This is a genomic window from Lysobacter sp. Soil_N_23 (assembly GCF_057656135.1).
On sequence record NZ_JBDGKY010000002.1, the window covers coordinates 266,313 to 279,929 of the forward strand.

The 13,617-nt window shown below is 67.7% G+C and carries 15 protein-coding genes; 13 read left to right on the top strand and 2 right to left on the bottom strand.

The window, feature by feature from the left end:
* Positions 1 to 2 precede the first annotated feature (2 nt).
* The 5 genes from AC3A3X_RS02960 to AC3A3X_RS02980 all read left to right on the top strand — a co-directional run bounded on the left by AC3A3X_RS02960 (position 3) and on the right by AC3A3X_RS02980 (position 6,390).
* Positions 3 to 1,274 carry a sensor histidine kinase gene (locus AC3A3X_RS02960; protein ID WP_487581559.1) on the top strand — a complete coding sequence of 424 codons (1,272 nt, stop codon included), beginning with the start codon at positions 3 to 5 and terminating at the stop codon, positions 1,272 to 1,274.
* A gap of 139 nt (positions 1,275 to 1,413) precedes the next feature.
* Positions 1,414 to 2,997, top strand: a complete 1,584-nt coding sequence (locus tag AC3A3X_RS02965; protein ID WP_487581560.1) for an efflux RND transporter periplasmic adaptor subunit — start codon at positions 1,414 to 1,416, stop codon at positions 2,995 to 2,997.
* On the top strand, positions 2,994 to 3,704 hold the full coding sequence (locus AC3A3X_RS02970; protein ID WP_487581561.1) for an ABC transporter ATP-binding protein: 711 nt from the start codon (positions 2,994 to 2,996) through the stop codon (positions 3,702 to 3,704). The genes AC3A3X_RS02965 and AC3A3X_RS02970 overlap by 4 nt, the downstream gene beginning before the upstream one ends.
* Positions 3,701 to 4,942, top strand: a complete 1,242-nt coding sequence (locus AC3A3X_RS02975) for an ABC transporter permease (protein ID WP_487581562.1) — start codon at positions 3,701 to 3,703, stop codon at positions 4,940 to 4,942. The genes AC3A3X_RS02970 and AC3A3X_RS02975 overlap by 4 nt, the downstream gene beginning before the upstream one ends.
* A gap of 449 nt (positions 4,943 to 5,391) precedes the next feature.
* Positions 5,392 to 6,390, top strand: coding sequence for an isoaspartyl peptidase/L-asparaginase family protein (locus tag AC3A3X_RS02980; protein ID WP_487581627.1), 999 nt, complete (start codon positions 5,392 to 5,394; stop codon positions 6,388 to 6,390).
* 57 nt (positions 6,391 to 6,447) lie between these two features.
* On the opposite strand, the gene AC3A3X_RS02985 is transcribed toward AC3A3X_RS02980, so the two are convergent.
* Both AC3A3X_RS02985 and AC3A3X_RS02990 read right to left on the bottom strand, forming a co-directional pair.
* The gene (locus AC3A3X_RS02985) at positions 6,448 to 6,915 is read right to left on the bottom strand and encodes a VOC family protein (RefSeq protein ID WP_487581563.1); all 468 of its coding nucleotides are present in this window, start codon (positions 6,913 to 6,915) and stop codon (positions 6,448 to 6,450) included.
* 34 nt (positions 6,916 to 6,949) lie between these two features.
* Positions 6,950 to 7,252, bottom strand: a complete 303-nt coding sequence (locus tag AC3A3X_RS02990) for an antibiotic biosynthesis monooxygenase (RefSeq protein ID WP_158733285.1) — start codon at positions 7,250 to 7,252, stop codon at positions 6,950 to 6,952.
* A 321-nt stretch (positions 7,253 to 7,573) separates the two neighbouring features.
* Here AC3A3X_RS02990 and AC3A3X_RS02995 point away from each other — a divergent pair, with 321 nt between their 5' ends.
* The 8 genes from AC3A3X_RS02995 to AC3A3X_RS03030 all read left to right on the top strand — a co-directional run bounded on the left by AC3A3X_RS02995 (position 7,574) and on the right by AC3A3X_RS03030 (position 13,597).
* Positions 7,574 to 7,954, top strand: coding sequence for a diacylglycerol kinase (locus AC3A3X_RS02995; RefSeq protein ID WP_200606617.1), 381 nt, complete (start codon positions 7,574 to 7,576; stop codon positions 7,952 to 7,954).
* A gap of 75 nt (positions 7,955 to 8,029) precedes the next feature.
* A complete protein-coding gene (locus tag AC3A3X_RS03000) occupies positions 8,030 to 8,767 on the top strand; it encodes a TerC family protein (RefSeq protein WP_487581564.1) in 738 nt (245 codons plus the stop codon).
* A 452-nt stretch (positions 8,768 to 9,219) separates the two neighbouring features.
* Positions 9,220 to 9,882 carry a LemA family protein gene (locus AC3A3X_RS03005; RefSeq protein ID WP_487581565.1) on the top strand — a complete coding sequence of 221 codons (663 nt, stop codon included), beginning with the start codon at positions 9,220 to 9,222 and terminating at the stop codon, positions 9,880 to 9,882.
* Positions 9,883 to 9,927: 45 nt separating this feature from the next.
* Complete coding sequence (locus AC3A3X_RS03010; RefSeq protein WP_487581628.1) at positions 9,928 to 10,818, top strand: TPM domain-containing protein; 891 nt, start codon at positions 9,928 to 9,930, stop codon at positions 10,816 to 10,818.
* A 1-nt stretch (position 10,819) separates the two neighbouring features.
* The gene (locus AC3A3X_RS03015) at positions 10,820 to 11,308 is read left to right on the top strand and encodes a TPM domain-containing protein (RefSeq protein ID WP_487581566.1); all 489 of its coding nucleotides are present in this window, start codon (positions 10,820 to 10,822) and stop codon (positions 11,306 to 11,308) included.
* 86 nt (positions 11,309 to 11,394) lie between these two features.
* On the top strand, positions 11,395 to 12,273 hold the full coding sequence (lgt, locus tag AC3A3X_RS03020) for a prolipoprotein diacylglyceryl transferase (RefSeq protein WP_487581567.1): 879 nt from the start codon (positions 11,395 to 11,397) through the stop codon (positions 12,271 to 12,273).
* A 20-nt stretch (positions 12,274 to 12,293) separates the two neighbouring features.
* Positions 12,294 to 13,088 carry a thymidylate synthase gene (locus tag AC3A3X_RS03025; RefSeq protein ID WP_487581568.1) on the top strand — a complete coding sequence of 265 codons (795 nt, stop codon included), beginning with the start codon at positions 12,294 to 12,296 and terminating at the stop codon, positions 13,086 to 13,088.
* Between the two features lie 14 nt (positions 13,089 to 13,102).
* A complete protein-coding gene (locus AC3A3X_RS03030; protein ID WP_487581629.1) occupies positions 13,103 to 13,597 on the top strand; it encodes a dihydrofolate reductase in 495 nt (164 codons plus the stop codon).
* Positions 13,598 to 13,617: the final 20 nt, after the last annotated feature.

Sequence of the window (13,617 nt, forward strand, 5' to 3'; positions counted from 1 at the left end):
CCATGCGGCACGGACTTCCGCGCAGGATCAAGCTTGCGTTCCTGACGCAGGCCTTGATCGGCAGCATCGTGATCACGGTGGGCATCCTGCTCGCCGGCGTGATCGTGCGCCAGGAGGTCATCGAGCAGCGCGTGCGCCAGGAAGCGCAGGCGTTCTGGAAGGCGTACGCCGTCGATCCGGACCATCGGCTGCCCAGCAGTTCGACGATGTCCGGCTATGTCGTGATTCCGGGCCAAGCCAATCCGAAACTGCCGGCCGAACTGCAGGGACTGGGTCCAGGCGTGCAGCGGTTGCCCGACAGCCGCAGCCTCGTCTACGTCGACCGTCGCCCGCAGGGAACCCTGTACCTGGTGTTCTCGGCCTGGATGGCCGACCAGTCGGTGCTGATGACCGGACTGGTCTCGCTGTTGCTGTCGCTGGTCACCAGCGGCGTGCTGATCTGGCTGACCTATCGGACCTCCAAGCGACTGGTCACGCCGGTGAGCTGGCTGGCCAACCAGGTCGCGCATTGGGATCCGCGCGACCCCGATGCCAGTGCGATCGCGCCGGCGCGACTGCCCGCCGATGCCAGTGACGAGGTCCGCAAGCTGTCGAAGGCGCTGACCGGACTGTCCGAGCGCGTCAGCGATTTCGTCCGCCGCGAGCGCAACTTCACCCGCGATGCCAGCCACGAGCTGCGCACGCCGCTGACCGTCATCCGCGTGGCCAGCGACCTGATGCTGGCCGATCCGGAAACCAGCCCGCGCGCACAGCGCTCGCTGGCGCGCGTGCAGCAGGCCGGGCGCGACATGGAGTCGGTGATCGAGGCCTTCCTGATCCTGGCCCGCGAAGCCGACGTGGCGCCGCAGAGCGAGGAGTTCGAGGTGCGCGACATCGTCGCCGGCGAAGTCGAACGGATCCGGCCGATGCTGGCCGGGCGACCGGTGGAGGTGATGTTCCATGACGAAGGTGGCCCGCGCCTGGTCGCGCCGCCGCACGTGCTGCGGGTCATGGTCGGCAACCTGCTGAGCAATGCGGTGCGCTTCACCGGCAGCGGACAGATCGAGGTGCGGGTGATGCCCGATCGCGTGGTGATCCGCGACAGCGGCATCGGCATGTCGCCGGAGGTGCTGGCCAAGGCCTTCGATCCGTTCTTCCGCGCCGAGTTTGCCGAAAGCGACGGCAAGGGCATGGGCCTGTCGATCGTGCGCAGGCTGGGTGAACGCTTCGGTTGGCCGGTGAGCCTGGCCAGCGAGCCGGGGCAGGGCACGACGGCGGTGATCCGGTTCCAGTAGCCCCGCCGCAACGACAAGTGCTGCGACGAGGCGGAACGGCCGGCCAGAGGTGACAATGCGCTGAACCAATCGGCACCGGCGCTGTCAACGCAACGCCACTCCAGGCGTTGGTGCCGGCATAACCCATGAATCGAGCCAAATGAGCGCAGCCCGCAAGTCCGTCCAGTCGTCGAGCCCCCGCAAGTCCAACGTGCGGACAAATCAGATATGGATCCGTCGCGGCATCGCCGCTGCCGTCGTGCTCGCGCTCGCGGGCGGTGGCCTGTGGTACTACCGGCAGCGCGACGCCGAGGCCGCCACCGGCGCCTACCGCACCGCGCCGGTCGAGCGCGGCGACATCCGCGTTGCCATTTCCTCGACCGGCACGCTCAGCGCGATCTCGACCGTCACCGTCGGCAGCCAGATTTCCGGCCAGGTCACCGACGTCCTGGTCGACTTCAACGACCCGGTCAAACGCGGCCAGGTCATCGCCCGCATCGACCCGAAGACGTACCAGGCGCAGATCGCCCAGGGCAATGCGCAGATCGCCAATGCCCGTGCCGCGCTGTCGCAGGCGCAGGCGGCGCTGGTCAATGCGCAGCTCGACTACCGTCGCAAGGCCGACCTCGGCGCGCGCCAGCTGGTCGCGCGCAGCGACGTCGACCTCGCCCGCGCCGCACTCGACCAGGCGCGCGCGCAGGTCAATGCCGCGCAGGCGTCGATCCAGCAGCAGGCCGCGTCCACCGAAACCACCCAGGTCAACCTCGACCGCACCGTGATCCGCTCGCCGGTCGACGGCGTCGTGCTCACCCGCAGCATCGAGCCGGGCCAGACCGTGGCCGCCAGCCTGCAGGCGCCTGAACTGTTCAAGATCGCCGAGGACCTGGCGAAGATGAAGATCGAACTGGCGGTGGACGAGGCCGACATCGGCCAGGTCCGCACCGGCCAGGGCGTGTCGTTCACCGTCGACGCGTTCCCCGACCGCCAGTTCCGCGGCACGGTCGAGCAGGTGCGCTTGTCGGCGACGACGACCAATAACGTAGTGACCTATCCGGTGGTGGTGACCGTCGACAACAGCGACGGCACGCTGCTGCCGGGCCTTACGGTCAACGCCGAGATCGAAGTCAGCCGCCGCGACGATGTGCTCAAGGTGTCCAATGCGGCGCTGCGCTTCAAGCCGGCCGACGACGCCGGCAATGCCGGCGCCACGACGGCCGCACCGCAGCCGAACCGACAGGGCGGCAGCGGCGTGATCGACGACCTCACGCGCACCGCCGCCACGCTCAAGCTCAACGCTTCGCAACGCACGGCATTCGATGCCGCGGTCGCCGCGGTGCGCGAGCGCCAGGCCGCGCGCCAGGCACAGGCGGCACAGTCCGGTGGTGGCAACCGCCTGTTCGGTGGCGGTGGCGGTGGCGGTGGTGGTCGTGGCGTGGTCGCGACCGGTGGCGGCAGTGGCGCGGGCAACATGCAGGCGCAGATGCGCCAGCGCATGGCCGACCGTTTCCGCGAGGATTTCGCCCCGTTCCGCAACAGCCTCGACGACGCGCAGAAGGCGACGTGGGACGGCGCCCTGGCCGGGTTGCTCAACGCCAAGCGCGCACCGCTGTACCGCCTGGTCGGCGGCAAGCCGGAGATGCTGATGGTGCGCATCGGCGCCAGCGACGGCAGCAACACCGAAGTGTCCGGCGGCGGACTCAAGCAGGGCGACCTGGTGGTGACCGGCGAGCGGGCGCAGCAATGAGTGCCGACGCTGCGACATCGCCGGCGGTGATCCTCACGCGCGGGCTGTGCAAGACCTATTCGGCGCATACCGAGGCCGAAGTGCTGGCGCTGCGCGACGTCGACCTGCGCATCGATCGCGGCGAGTTCGTCGCGATCATGGGGCCGTCGGGTTCGGGCAAGTCGACGCTGATGAACCTGATCGGCTGCCTCGACACGCCCAGCGCCGGGTCGTACGAATGCGACGGCGTCGACGTCTCCACGCTCGACGCCGAGGAGCTGGCGGTCCTGCGCCGCGACAAGATCGGTTTCGTCTTCCAGGGCTTCAACCTGTTGCCGCGGATGAGCGCGCTGGAGAACGTGGCCATGCCGCTGGGCTACGCACAGGTGCCACCGCACGAACGGCTCGAGCGCGCCCGCGCCGCGCTGGTCGCGGTCGGCCTGGGCGAGCGCGTCGGTCATCGACCCAGCGAGCTCTCCGGTGGCCAGCAGCAGCGCGTCGCGATCGCGCGCGCGCTGATCAACCAGCCGCCGATCCTGCTGGCCGACGAACCCACCGGCGCGCTCGACAGCAAGACCGGCGAGGAGATCCTGGCGCTGTTCAAGCGCCTGCGCGACGACCAGCACACCGTGGTGCTGATCACCCACGACGCCGAGGTCGCCGCGCACGCCGACCGCATCTACGTGATGCGCGACGGCGAGCTGCATGCGCAGGAGGACGCGGCATGAACTTCTCCGACATCCTGCGCACGGCCATCTACGCCCTGCGCGGCAACTGGATGCGCAGTGCGCTGACCTCGCTGGGCGTGATCATCGGCATTGCCGCCGTGATCGTGATGGTATCGGTGGGGCAGGGCACCCAGGCCGAGATCGACAAGATGGTCTCGGGCCTGGGCTCGCAGCGCCTGGACATCAGCTCCGGCGCCGGTCGCGGCCCCGGCGGCGGTGGCGCACGCATGAGTGCGTCGAGTTTCTTCACCCTCAACGAGGGCGACGTCGAGGCGATCCGCAGCGAGATCCCGGAAGTGCAGTACGTCGCCGGCGCACTGCGCGGCAGCACCCAGGTCGTGTACGCGGAAAACAATGCTTCGACCAGTTGGCAGGGCGTGCAGCCGGACTTCTTCGACATCAACGGCTGGGCCATTGCCAGCGGCGACGGCTTCGACGCGCAGGACTACACCAGCGCCGGCAAGGAGGTGATCCTGGGTGAGACGGTGCGGCGGACGCTGTTCGGCGACGAACCCGGCGTAGGCCAGACCATCCGCCTCGGGCGGGTGCCGTTCACCGTGGTCGCCACGCTCAAGCCCAAGGGCCAGGGCGGCTTCGGCCAGGACCAGGACGACGTGGTGATGGTGCCGCTGCAGACCGCGCGCCGGCGCCTGATGGGCGCGATGGGGCTGCCGGCCGGTGCGGTGACGCAGATCGCGCTGACGGTGGCCGATGCCAAGGACCTCGGCTACGCCCAGGGCGAGGTGGAGGCACTGCTGCGCCAGCGCCACCGCATCAAGCCTGGCGAGGACGACGACTTCAACGTGCGCAACATCTCCGAGATCGTCGCCACGCGCACGGCGACGACGCGATTGATGTCGCTGTTGCTGGGTGCGGTGGCGACGATTTCGCTGATCGTCGGCGGCATCGGCATCATGAACATCATGCTGGTGTCGGTGACCGAGCGCATCCGCGAGATCGGCCTGCGCATGGCGGTCGGCGCCGGCCCGTCGGACGTGCGCCGGCAGTTCCTTGCCGAGGCAATGCTGATCTCGCTGATCGGCGGCGCGCTGGGCATTGCGATCGGAGTGGTCGGGGCATTGCTGGTGGGCAAGTTCAGCGATTTGCCGGTGGCGTTGAACGGGCAGGTGATCGCGCTGGCGGCGAGCTTCTCGATCATGACCGGGCTGTTCTTCGGCTATTACCCGGCACGCAAGGCCTCGCAACTGGACCCGATCGAGGCATTGCGGCAGCAGTAAGTTGCCGCATAGCCCCTCAATAGTCCCCACCGTCATCCCGGTGAACGCCGGGATCCTGGGGCAGCGGCGTCAACTTCGAGTCGCTGGGTTCCCGCCTGCGCGGGAATGACGGGCAACCTCCTCCATCACGGGAGTGACGTGTCTCCCTCACCGTCATCCCGGCGAACGCCGGGATCCAGGCCGTCTCGCATCCAGCCATTCCACCGTCATCCCGGCGAACGCCGGGATCCATTTTTGCTGTTGCCGTTGTTGTTGCAGCGGCAAGTGCAACGTCCCTGGATCCCCGCCTTCGCGGGGATGACGATCAAGGTGGGTCCCGGCGTTCGCCGGGACGACAGCAGATGCGGGATGACGGCGAGCGTTCGGCGCTATGCTCTGCCCTCTTCGCCGGACTCCGACCCATGCGCCTGCCGATCCTGTTCTCGCTCCCGCTGCTCGCACTGTCTGCCATGACCGTCAACGCCCACGCCGCCGATCAGCCCGCCGCGCCGGGCACCGCGCCGAAGACCGCGCTGGTGATCCATGGCGGTGCCGGCTTCGTGCCGAAGGATTCGATCAGCGAGGAGGAGCGTCGCGCCTACCATGCCGCGCTCAACCGCGCGCTCGATGCCGGCAATGCCGTGCTCAAGCGTGGCGGCAGTGCGCTCGACGCGGTCACCGCGGTGGTGGTCGTGCTCGAGGACGCGCCGCAGTTCAACGCCGGCAAGGGCGCGGTGTTCAATGCCAAGGGTGGCCATGAGCTCGATGCCGCGATCATGGAAGGCCACACCCGTCGCGCCGGCTCGGTTGCCGGTGTCACCACGATCAAGAATCCGATCAAGCTCGCACGCACGGTCATGGAACACAGCGCGCACGTGATGCTCGCCGGCGCCGGTGCCGAAGCGTTCGCCGACACGCGTCCGGAAATCGAACGCGTTCCCAACAACTGGTTCGACACCGACAAGCGTCGCCAGCAACTGCAGAAGGCGCAGCGGGAAGAGGCGGCCAAGGGCAAGCGCGAGGCCAGCCGCTCGCTCGACGATGCGCCGACCTATTTCGGCACCGTCGGTGCGGTCGCGCTCGATGCGCAGGGCCATATCGCCGCTGCCACCAGCACCGGCGGCATGACCAACAAGAAGTGGGGCCGCGTCGGCGATGCGCCGATCATCGGTGCCGGCACCTGGGCCGACGAGGGCTGCGGTGTTTCCGGCACGGGCTGGGGCGAGTACTACATCCGCAACGCTGTCGCGCACGACATCTGCGCGCGCGTGGCCTACCGCGGCGATTCGCTGCAGGCCGCTGCGGAGGAAGTGGTGAACCGCATCGTTCCCGCCGCCGGCGGCGACGGTGGTGCGATCGCCATGGATCGCCAAGGCAACATCGCCATGCCGTTCAACAGCGGCAGCATGTTCCGCGGCTGGATCAGGACGGACGGTAGCCGTGGCACCGCGATCCACGAAGAGGAGTGAGACCCCTCTCCCTGGCCGCCGGAGGAGGGACAGGCGCGCAGCGCCAGGGAGAGGGAGCTAGCCCGCCTGCTGCCGCGACCACTCGTCCATGCGCTTCTGCATCTCTTCCGGCGGCACGTCCTCGACATGCGTGCCGAAGCTCCACTTGTGCCCAAACGGATCGATCACCGATCCCATGCGGTCGCCCCAGAACTGGTTCTCCACCGGCTTGTCGACTTTCGCGCCGGCCTTGACCGCGCGATCGAAGGCCTGGTCGGCGTCGGGGACGTAGATCATGAAGGTCGCCGTGGCGCCGCCGCGTGCTTTCGGCCCCAGCGCGTCCATGTCGGGCCATTCGTCCGACAGCATGATCTGCGAGTCGCCGACGCGGATCTCGGCATGGCCGATCTTGTCGCCCATCGGCAGACGGTAAAGCTCTTCGGCGCCCAGGGCGTCGCGGTAGAACTCCAATGCCGCCCTGGCATCGTCGACGATGATGTAGGGGGTGACGCTGTGGTAGCCCTCGGGGATGCTCTGTGTGCTCATGGACCGGCCTCCGCTGGTCAGGGGTGGGGGTGACTCAGTGCGGCAGCTTGCTCGCCAGCAGGTCGACCCGGTCGATCTGCGGCGGCTGCGACAGCAGTTCGTCGGCGCGCTCCATCAGCGCGGCCGCGATCGGTCCGTCCAGGTGCGCCTGGCGTCCGGCTTCGCTGTCGAACGTGTCGTAGATGCCGAAGCTGCTGGGGCCGAACCGGAGGGCGAACCAGGTGCGGGTCCCCGGTTCGGCTTCGGCCAGGGGCAGGGCGCTGCGAAGGAACTGTTCGAGCTGGTCTTCCTTGCCGGGTTTGGCCTCAAGCCTTGCCAGCAGAGCGCAGCGGGACATGGCGGTCCTCCGGTAGCCAACGAGTCCATCAGGTTAGGTTCGGCGCCGCTAAAGACACGCGAAAAACGCGCTACGCCGGCATGACAGGGCGCCGTTCATGCGTCTGCGGGGCAGGGGCACGGGGCTTGTGGCAAAATCGGCCCCCTGCCGCGGCTCCGGGGCCGCGCTTCGAACCCCTTACAGACCTCATCCATGTCGAACTTCGAGCAGTCCCAGCACTTGTGCGAGTCGCCGGAGTCCCCTCAGGGTGGCGCAGGCAAACCAGTCGATCGCAGGCTGTCCAAACCTGTTTTTTCCCGACCTGCGGACTGAGCGACCGACATGGCTGATGAGTTTGGGCACATGCCGCGCGGCCCGGCGCGCATCCTGAAGGCTGCCAGGTGGTCGATGCAGGGGCTGCGCGCGGCCTGGCTGCACGAGTCCTCGTTCCGGCTGGAGGTGTACCTGTTCGTCGTCCTGGCGCCGCTGGGCTGGTGGCTGGGGCAGACCGCGGTGGAGCGCGTGCTGCTGGTCGGTTCGATGCTGCTGGTGCTGAGCATCGAGTTGCTCAATTCGGCGGTGGAGGCGGTGATCGAGCGGTACGGTCCCGAGTTCCACGAGCTGGCGGGCCGCGCCAAGGACATGGGCTCGGCCGCGGTGTTCGTGCTGATGATGAATGTATTGCTGACCTGGGGTGCGATCGTCGTACCCCGCCTGTGGTGAACGCGTCCGTAAAGGGCACCTTCGTCACAGGCATCCCGACCAGATTCCCAAAAGCCAAAGTGCAGGAAACCGCAAGTGATTGTTGAGATGCTGACCGATCCGCAGGTATGGATCACCCTCGTTACCTTGAGCGCCATCGAGATCGTGCTCGGTATCGACAACCTCGTTTTCATTTCGATCGCGGTCAGCAAGCTGCCCTACACGCAGCGCGAGAAGGCACGCAAGTTCGGCATTGCCGTGGCCTGCATCACGCGCATCGCGCTGTTGCTGACGCTGGCCTGGCTGGCCGGCCTGACCCACGATCTGTTCACCATCCTCGGCCAGGGCATCTCGGTGCGCGACCTGGTGCTGATCCTCGGCGGCGCGTTCCTGCTGGTGAAGGGGTCGATGGAGATCAAGGATCTGGTCGTCGGCGAGGGCGAGGCCGAAGACATCCACACCAAGCCGGTCGCTTCGTTTATGGGCGTGATCGCGCAGATCGCGGTGATCGACATCGTGTTCTCGCTCGACTCGGTCATCGCCGCGGTCGGCATGGCCAACCACACGCCGGTGATGGTCGCGGCGATCCTGCTCGCGGTCGCGGTGATGCTGCTGGCGTCCAAGCCGCTGGGCAACTTCATCGACCACAATCCGACGATCAAGATGCTGGCGCTGGCCTTCATCGTGCTGGTCGGTGTGTACCTGATCGCCGATGGCTTCGAGATGCATATTCCGAAGGGTTACATCTACGGTGCGATGGGCTTCTCGGCGCTGGTCGAGTGCCTGAACCTGTGGTCGAAGCGGCGCGCGCAGCGTCGCCTGCAGCCGGAGTAACTCGGCTGCCGGGCTGCCGGGCTGCCGGGCGCGGGCGCGGGTGCGGGTGCCGGCTTCGGTAGGGCGTCGTCCGCCGGGCCGGGGATTGCTCCGCCCCTTAGTCGGACATCCTGTCCGAATGCGGGGCGCGGGACATCCATGTCCCGCTGCGGATCAATCCCCGGCCCGGCGGACGACGCTCTGGTGTTTCGTTGCCCGGTCTTCGGCGGCCCTCACCCCAACCCCTCTCCCGTAAACGGGAGAGGGGCTCCCACTGGAAGACCGTCATCCCCGCGAAGGCGGGGACCCAGCGTCGTTGCTCTGATGCTCGTCATTCCCGCGAAGGCGGGGATCCAAGGACGTTGCTCCGGGCGTCGTCTGGTTACGCGTTCGTTATTCCGCCGTCGTTTGTTTGCATGCCGCCCCCGTAGATGCTGCAATGCCGGCCATCGTCACGGAAGGAGTCGCGCGTCATGACCCGGTTTATCCAAACGCTTGTCCTGGTCCTCATGGCCGCCACGCTCAGCGGCTGCGGATACAACACCATCCAGCAGAAGGACGAGGCCGTGACGGCGGCCTGGTCGCAGGTGCTCAACGTCTACAAGCGTCGTGCCGACCTGGTGCCCAATCTCGTCGCGACCGTGAAGGGCTATGCCAGCCACGAGCAGCAGGTGCTGACCCAGGTCACCGAGGCGCGTTCGAAGGTCGGCAGCATCAACGTCAATGCCAACGATCCAGCGTCGCTGGCGCAGTTCCAGCAGGCGCAGGGTGAGCTGCAGAGCGCGATCGGTCGCCTGCTGGTCGTCAGCGAGAACTACCCGCAGCTCAAGGCCGACCAGAACTTCCTGCAACTGCAGGCGCAGCTGGAAGGCACCGAGAACCGCATCACCGTCGAGCGCCAGCGTTACATCGGCACGGTGCAGGACTACAACACCTACATCCGCCAGTTCCCGACCAACCTCACCGCGATGATGTTCGGCTACAAGCCCAAGCCGAATTTCACGGTCGAGAACGAGGCGCAGATCCAGGAAGCACCCAAGGTCGACTTCGGCCAGCCGGCGCAGCCGCCGCAACAGCAGCAGCCGCCGCCGCAACAGCAGCCGCCGCAACAGCAGCCGGCACCGGCCAACGGCTGAGTCGGGCGTGAGGAGTAGCGGAGCATTGCCGTGAACTGGCGGCGTATGCGAGTGCCGGTCGCGACGGTCGTGACCTGGTTGCTGCTCGCCCTCGCCTCCGTGCAGGCGCAGCAGCTGGCGGCGATCCCGGCGATGACATCGCCGGTGGTCGACACCACCGGCACGATCGACGCGACCACCCGCCAGCAGCTCGAGGCGCAGGCGCTCGCATTGCAGCAGCGCAAGGGCAGCCAGCTGCAGGTGCTGGTGGTGCCGACCACGATGCCCGAGGACATCGCCCAGTACGCAGTGCGTGCATTCGACCAGTGGAAGGTGGGACGCAAGGGCGTGGACGATGGCGTCCTGCTGGTCGTTGCCAAGGACGACCGCCGCGTGCGCATCGAGGTCGGCTACGGCCTGGAAGGCGCGATCCCCGATGCCACCTCCGCACGCGTGATCCAGGAATACCTGGTGCCGAAATTCCGCGCCGGCGACTACGCCGGCGGCATCACCGATGCCAGTGGCGCCCTGGTCAAGCTGATCGACGGCGAGCCGTTGCCGGCGCCGATGGCCGAGCACCGTTCCGGGCGCGGCAACGGCGGCAGCGGTTGGCTGTTCGCGTTGTTCGTCGCCTTCATCGTCGCCCAGGTTGCGCGCGGCATCTTCGGCCGCGCGCCGTCGCTGCTGCGCGGCGTGATCGGCGCCGGCGCGGCCGGCGGCATCGCCTGGTTGATCTCGTCGATGTTGCTGGTCGGCGGCATCGGTGCGGCGATCGGTTTCTTCATGGGGCTGGCCAGCCTGCCGTCGGGGCGCTACGCACGGGACCGCGGCTATGGCGGCTTCGGTGGTTGGGGCGGTGGCGGCGGGTTTGGCGGAGGTGGGGGCTTCGGCGGCGGTGGCGGCTGGGGCGGTGGTGGTGGCATGAGCGGAGGCGGTGGCGCCTCCGGGAGCTGGTGACATGCGGCTGTTCAAACACCTGTTCCCGCCGTCCGCCAAGCGCCTGTTCCCGGGCGAGAGCCTGCAGCGCATCGCCAAGGCCATTGCCGACAGTGAGCTGGGCCACACCGGCGAAATCTGTTTCGCGGTCGACCCGAGCCTGCATCCGCGCCAGGTGATGTCGGGCGTGGAGGCGCGCGAGCAGGCCGCCGAAGTATTCGCCCGGCTGCGCGTGTGGGACACCCACGCCAACAACGGCGTGCTGCTGTACCTGCTGCTGGCCGACCACCGCATCGAAATAGTGGCCGACCGCGGCTTCGAGGGGCGTGTCAGCGCCGAGCAGTGGCGCGGCGTGTGCCAGCTGGTCGAGGAGCGGTTGCGGGCGGGCGAGGCCGAGGCCGGCGTCATGGCCGGCATCGACGCGCTGTCGGCCCTGCTGGTCGAGCATTTCCCGCGCGCTGAAGGACAACACGACCGCAACGAGCTGCCGGACCTGCCGTACATCCTCTAGGGCGACGGAGAGGGCACAATAGTCGCCAAGCTTGAAGCACGCCCTCTCGAAGCACGCCCTCTAGAAGCCCGGAGCCGAACCGCCGCATGATCGTCCTGCACCAGATCGATCCGATCGCCTTCCATCTCGGCCCGCTGCAGGTGCACTGGTACGGAATCATGTACCTGCTGGGCTTCGGCACCGCCTGGTGGCTGGGCCAGCGCCGCGTCCGTGCCGGACGCCTGCCCGGGGTCGGCGAACAGGCCTACGGCGACCTGCTGTTCTACGCGATGCTCGGCGTCGTGCTGGGCGGACGCCTGGGCTACGTCTTCTTCTATTCCTTCCACGACCTGCTGCGCGATCCGTTGATGCTGCTGCGCATCTGGGAAGGCGGCATGAGCTTCCATGGCGGCCTGCTGGGCGTGGTCGCCGCGGCCTGGTGGTGGTCGCGCCGGCATCGCCTGCATCTGTTCGACACCGTCGATTTCATCGCGCCGCTGGTGCCGCCGGGCCTGGGCTTCGGCCGCCTGGGCAACTACATCGGCGGCGAGTTGTGGGGCAAGTTCACCGACGCCGGCTGGGGCGTGGTGTTTCCGCGCGCACCTGAGTTCAGCGACTGGACCAGCGAGCAGATCCACAGCCAGTTCGCCAGCGGCGCACTGGAACGTTTTGCGCGCCATCCCTCGCAGTTGTACCAGGCCATGCTCGAAGGGCTGGTGATGTTCCTGGCGCTGTGGTGGTTCTCCAGCAAGCCGCGTCCGCGCTATGCGGTGTCGGGCCTGTTCGCGCTGCTGTACGGCTGTTTCCGCTTCCTGATCGAGTTCGTGCGCGTGCCCGACCAGCAGATCGGCTACCTCGCCTTCGGCTGGCTGACGATGGGACAGGTGCTGAGCCTGCCGCTGATCGCGCTGGGCCTGTTCTGGCTGTGGTGGTCGCGTCGCCAGCCGACGCTGCAGCCGCTTGCTGTCCCGCCCAGCGCGGGTTGAGTTCCACGGGAACAGATGAAATGAAGCAATACCTCGACCTGCTGCGCCATGTTCTCGACCACGGCAGTGACAAGGCCGACCGCACCGGCACCGGCACGCGCAGCGTGTTCGGCTGGCAGATGCGCTTCGACCTGGCCGAAGGCTTCCCGCTGGTCACCACCAAGAAGCTGCACCTGCGCTCGATCGTGCACGAGCTGCTGTGGTTCCTGCAGGGCGAGACCAACATCGCCTACCTGAAGGACAACAAGGTCAGCATCTGGGACGAGTGGGCCGATGCCGATGGCGAGCTCGGCCCGGTCTACGGCAAGCAGTGGCGACGCTGGGCCGGTGCCGACGGCATCGAGATCGACCAGATCCGCTGGGTGGTCGAGGAGATCAAGCGCAATCCCGATTCGCGCCGCCTGATCGTCTCGGCGTGGAATGTCGCCGACCTGCCGCGCATGGCGTTGATGCCGTGCCACACGATGTTCCAGTTCTACGTCGCCAACGGCAAGCTCAGCTGCCAGCTGTACCAGCGCAGTGGCGACATCTTCCTCGGCGTGCCGTTCAACATCGCCAGCTATGCGTTGCTGACGCACATGGTGGCGCAGGTGTGCGGCCTGGGCGTGGGCGACTTCGTGCACACGCTGGGCGATGCGCACCTGTACTCGAATCACTTCGAGCAGGCGCGCGAACAGCTTTCGCGCACGCCGCGGGCGCTGCCGACGTTGCGGCTCAATCCGGACGTGCGCGACATCTTCGGCTTCCAGTACGACGACATCGCGATCGAGCATTACGACCCACTGCCGGCGATCAAGGCGCCGGTCGCGGTCTGATGTCGCCGGTCCTGATGGAACTGGTCCTCATTGCCGCGCTCGACCGCAACCGCGCCATCGGTCGCGACAACGACCTGCCGTGGCGCCTTCCCGATGACCTCAAGCGCTTCAAGGCGTTGACGCTGGGCAAGCCGGTGCTGATGGGGCGCAAGACCGCGCAGTCGCTCGGGCGCGCGCTGCCTGGCCGGCTCAACCTGGTGCTGACGCGCTCGGGGCAGGTGCCGTTCGAAGGCATGCAGGCGGTGGTGTCGCTGGACGAGGCGATGCGCATCGCGCAGGCCGCCGGTGCGCCGGCGCTCTGCGTGATAGGTGGTGGCGAGGTCTATGCGCAGTGCCTGCCGCAGGCAAACCGGATGCACCTGACCCTGGTCGACACCGTGGTCGAGGGCGCTGATGCATTCTTCCCCGCGGTCGATGAGATGCAGTGGCGCGTCGTGGCGCGCGAGCGGCATGACGCGGATGCCAAGCACGCCTGCGCGTTCGAGTTCGTCGACTACATACGCGCCTGAACCACTGTGTAGGAGCGAGC

Bases quoted from the DNA above. Each gene is read 5' to 3' on its own strand.
- AC3A3X_RS02975 (WP_487581562.1), top strand. From the start codon at position 3,701: ATGAACTTCTCCGACATCCTGCGCACGGCCATCTACGCCCTGCGCGGC.
- lgt (WP_487581567.1), top strand. From the start codon at position 11,395: ATGATCGTCCTGCACCAGATCGATCCGATCGCCTTCCATCTCGGCCCG.
- AC3A3X_RS02995 (WP_200606617.1), top strand. From the start codon at position 7,574: ATGGCTGATGAGTTTGGGCACATGCCGCGCGGCCCGGCGCGCATCCTG.
- AC3A3X_RS02965 (WP_487581560.1), top strand. From the start codon at position 1,414: ATGAGCGCAGCCCGCAAGTCCGTCCAGTCGTCGAGCCCCCGCAAGTCC.
- AC3A3X_RS02970 (WP_487581561.1), top strand. From the start codon at position 2,994: ATGAGTGCCGACGCTGCGACATCGCCGGCGGTGATCCTCACGCGCGGG.
- AC3A3X_RS03025 (WP_487581568.1), top strand. From the start codon at position 12,294: ATGAAGCAATACCTCGACCTGCTGCGCCATGTTCTCGACCACGGCAGT.
- AC3A3X_RS03030 (WP_487581629.1), top strand. From the start codon at position 13,103: ATGGAACTGGTCCTCATTGCCGCGCTCGACCGCAACCGCGCCATCGGT.
- AC3A3X_RS02985 (WP_487581563.1), bottom strand. From the start codon at position 6,915: ATGAGCACACAGAGCATCCCCGAGGGCTACCACAGCGTCACCCCCTAC.
- AC3A3X_RS03015 (WP_487581566.1), top strand. From the start codon at position 10,820: ATGCGGCTGTTCAAACACCTGTTCCCGCCGTCCGCCAAGCGCCTGTTC.
- AC3A3X_RS03010 (WP_487581628.1), top strand. From the start codon at position 9,928: ATGCGAGTGCCGGTCGCGACGGTCGTGACCTGGTTGCTGCTCGCCCTC.
- AC3A3X_RS03005 (WP_487581565.1), top strand. From the start codon at position 9,220: ATGACCCGGTTTATCCAAACGCTTGTCCTGGTCCTCATGGCCGCCACG.
- AC3A3X_RS02980 (WP_487581627.1), top strand. From the start codon at position 5,392: ATGACCGTCAACGCCCACGCCGCCGATCAGCCCGCCGCGCCGGGCACC.
- AC3A3X_RS02960 (WP_487581559.1), top strand. From the start codon at position 3: ATGCGGCACGGACTTCCGCGCAGGATCAAGCTTGCGTTCCTGACGCAG.
- AC3A3X_RS02990 (WP_158733285.1), bottom strand. From the start codon at position 7,252: ATGTCCCGCTGCGCTCTGCTGGCAAGGCTTGAGGCCAAACCCGGCAAG.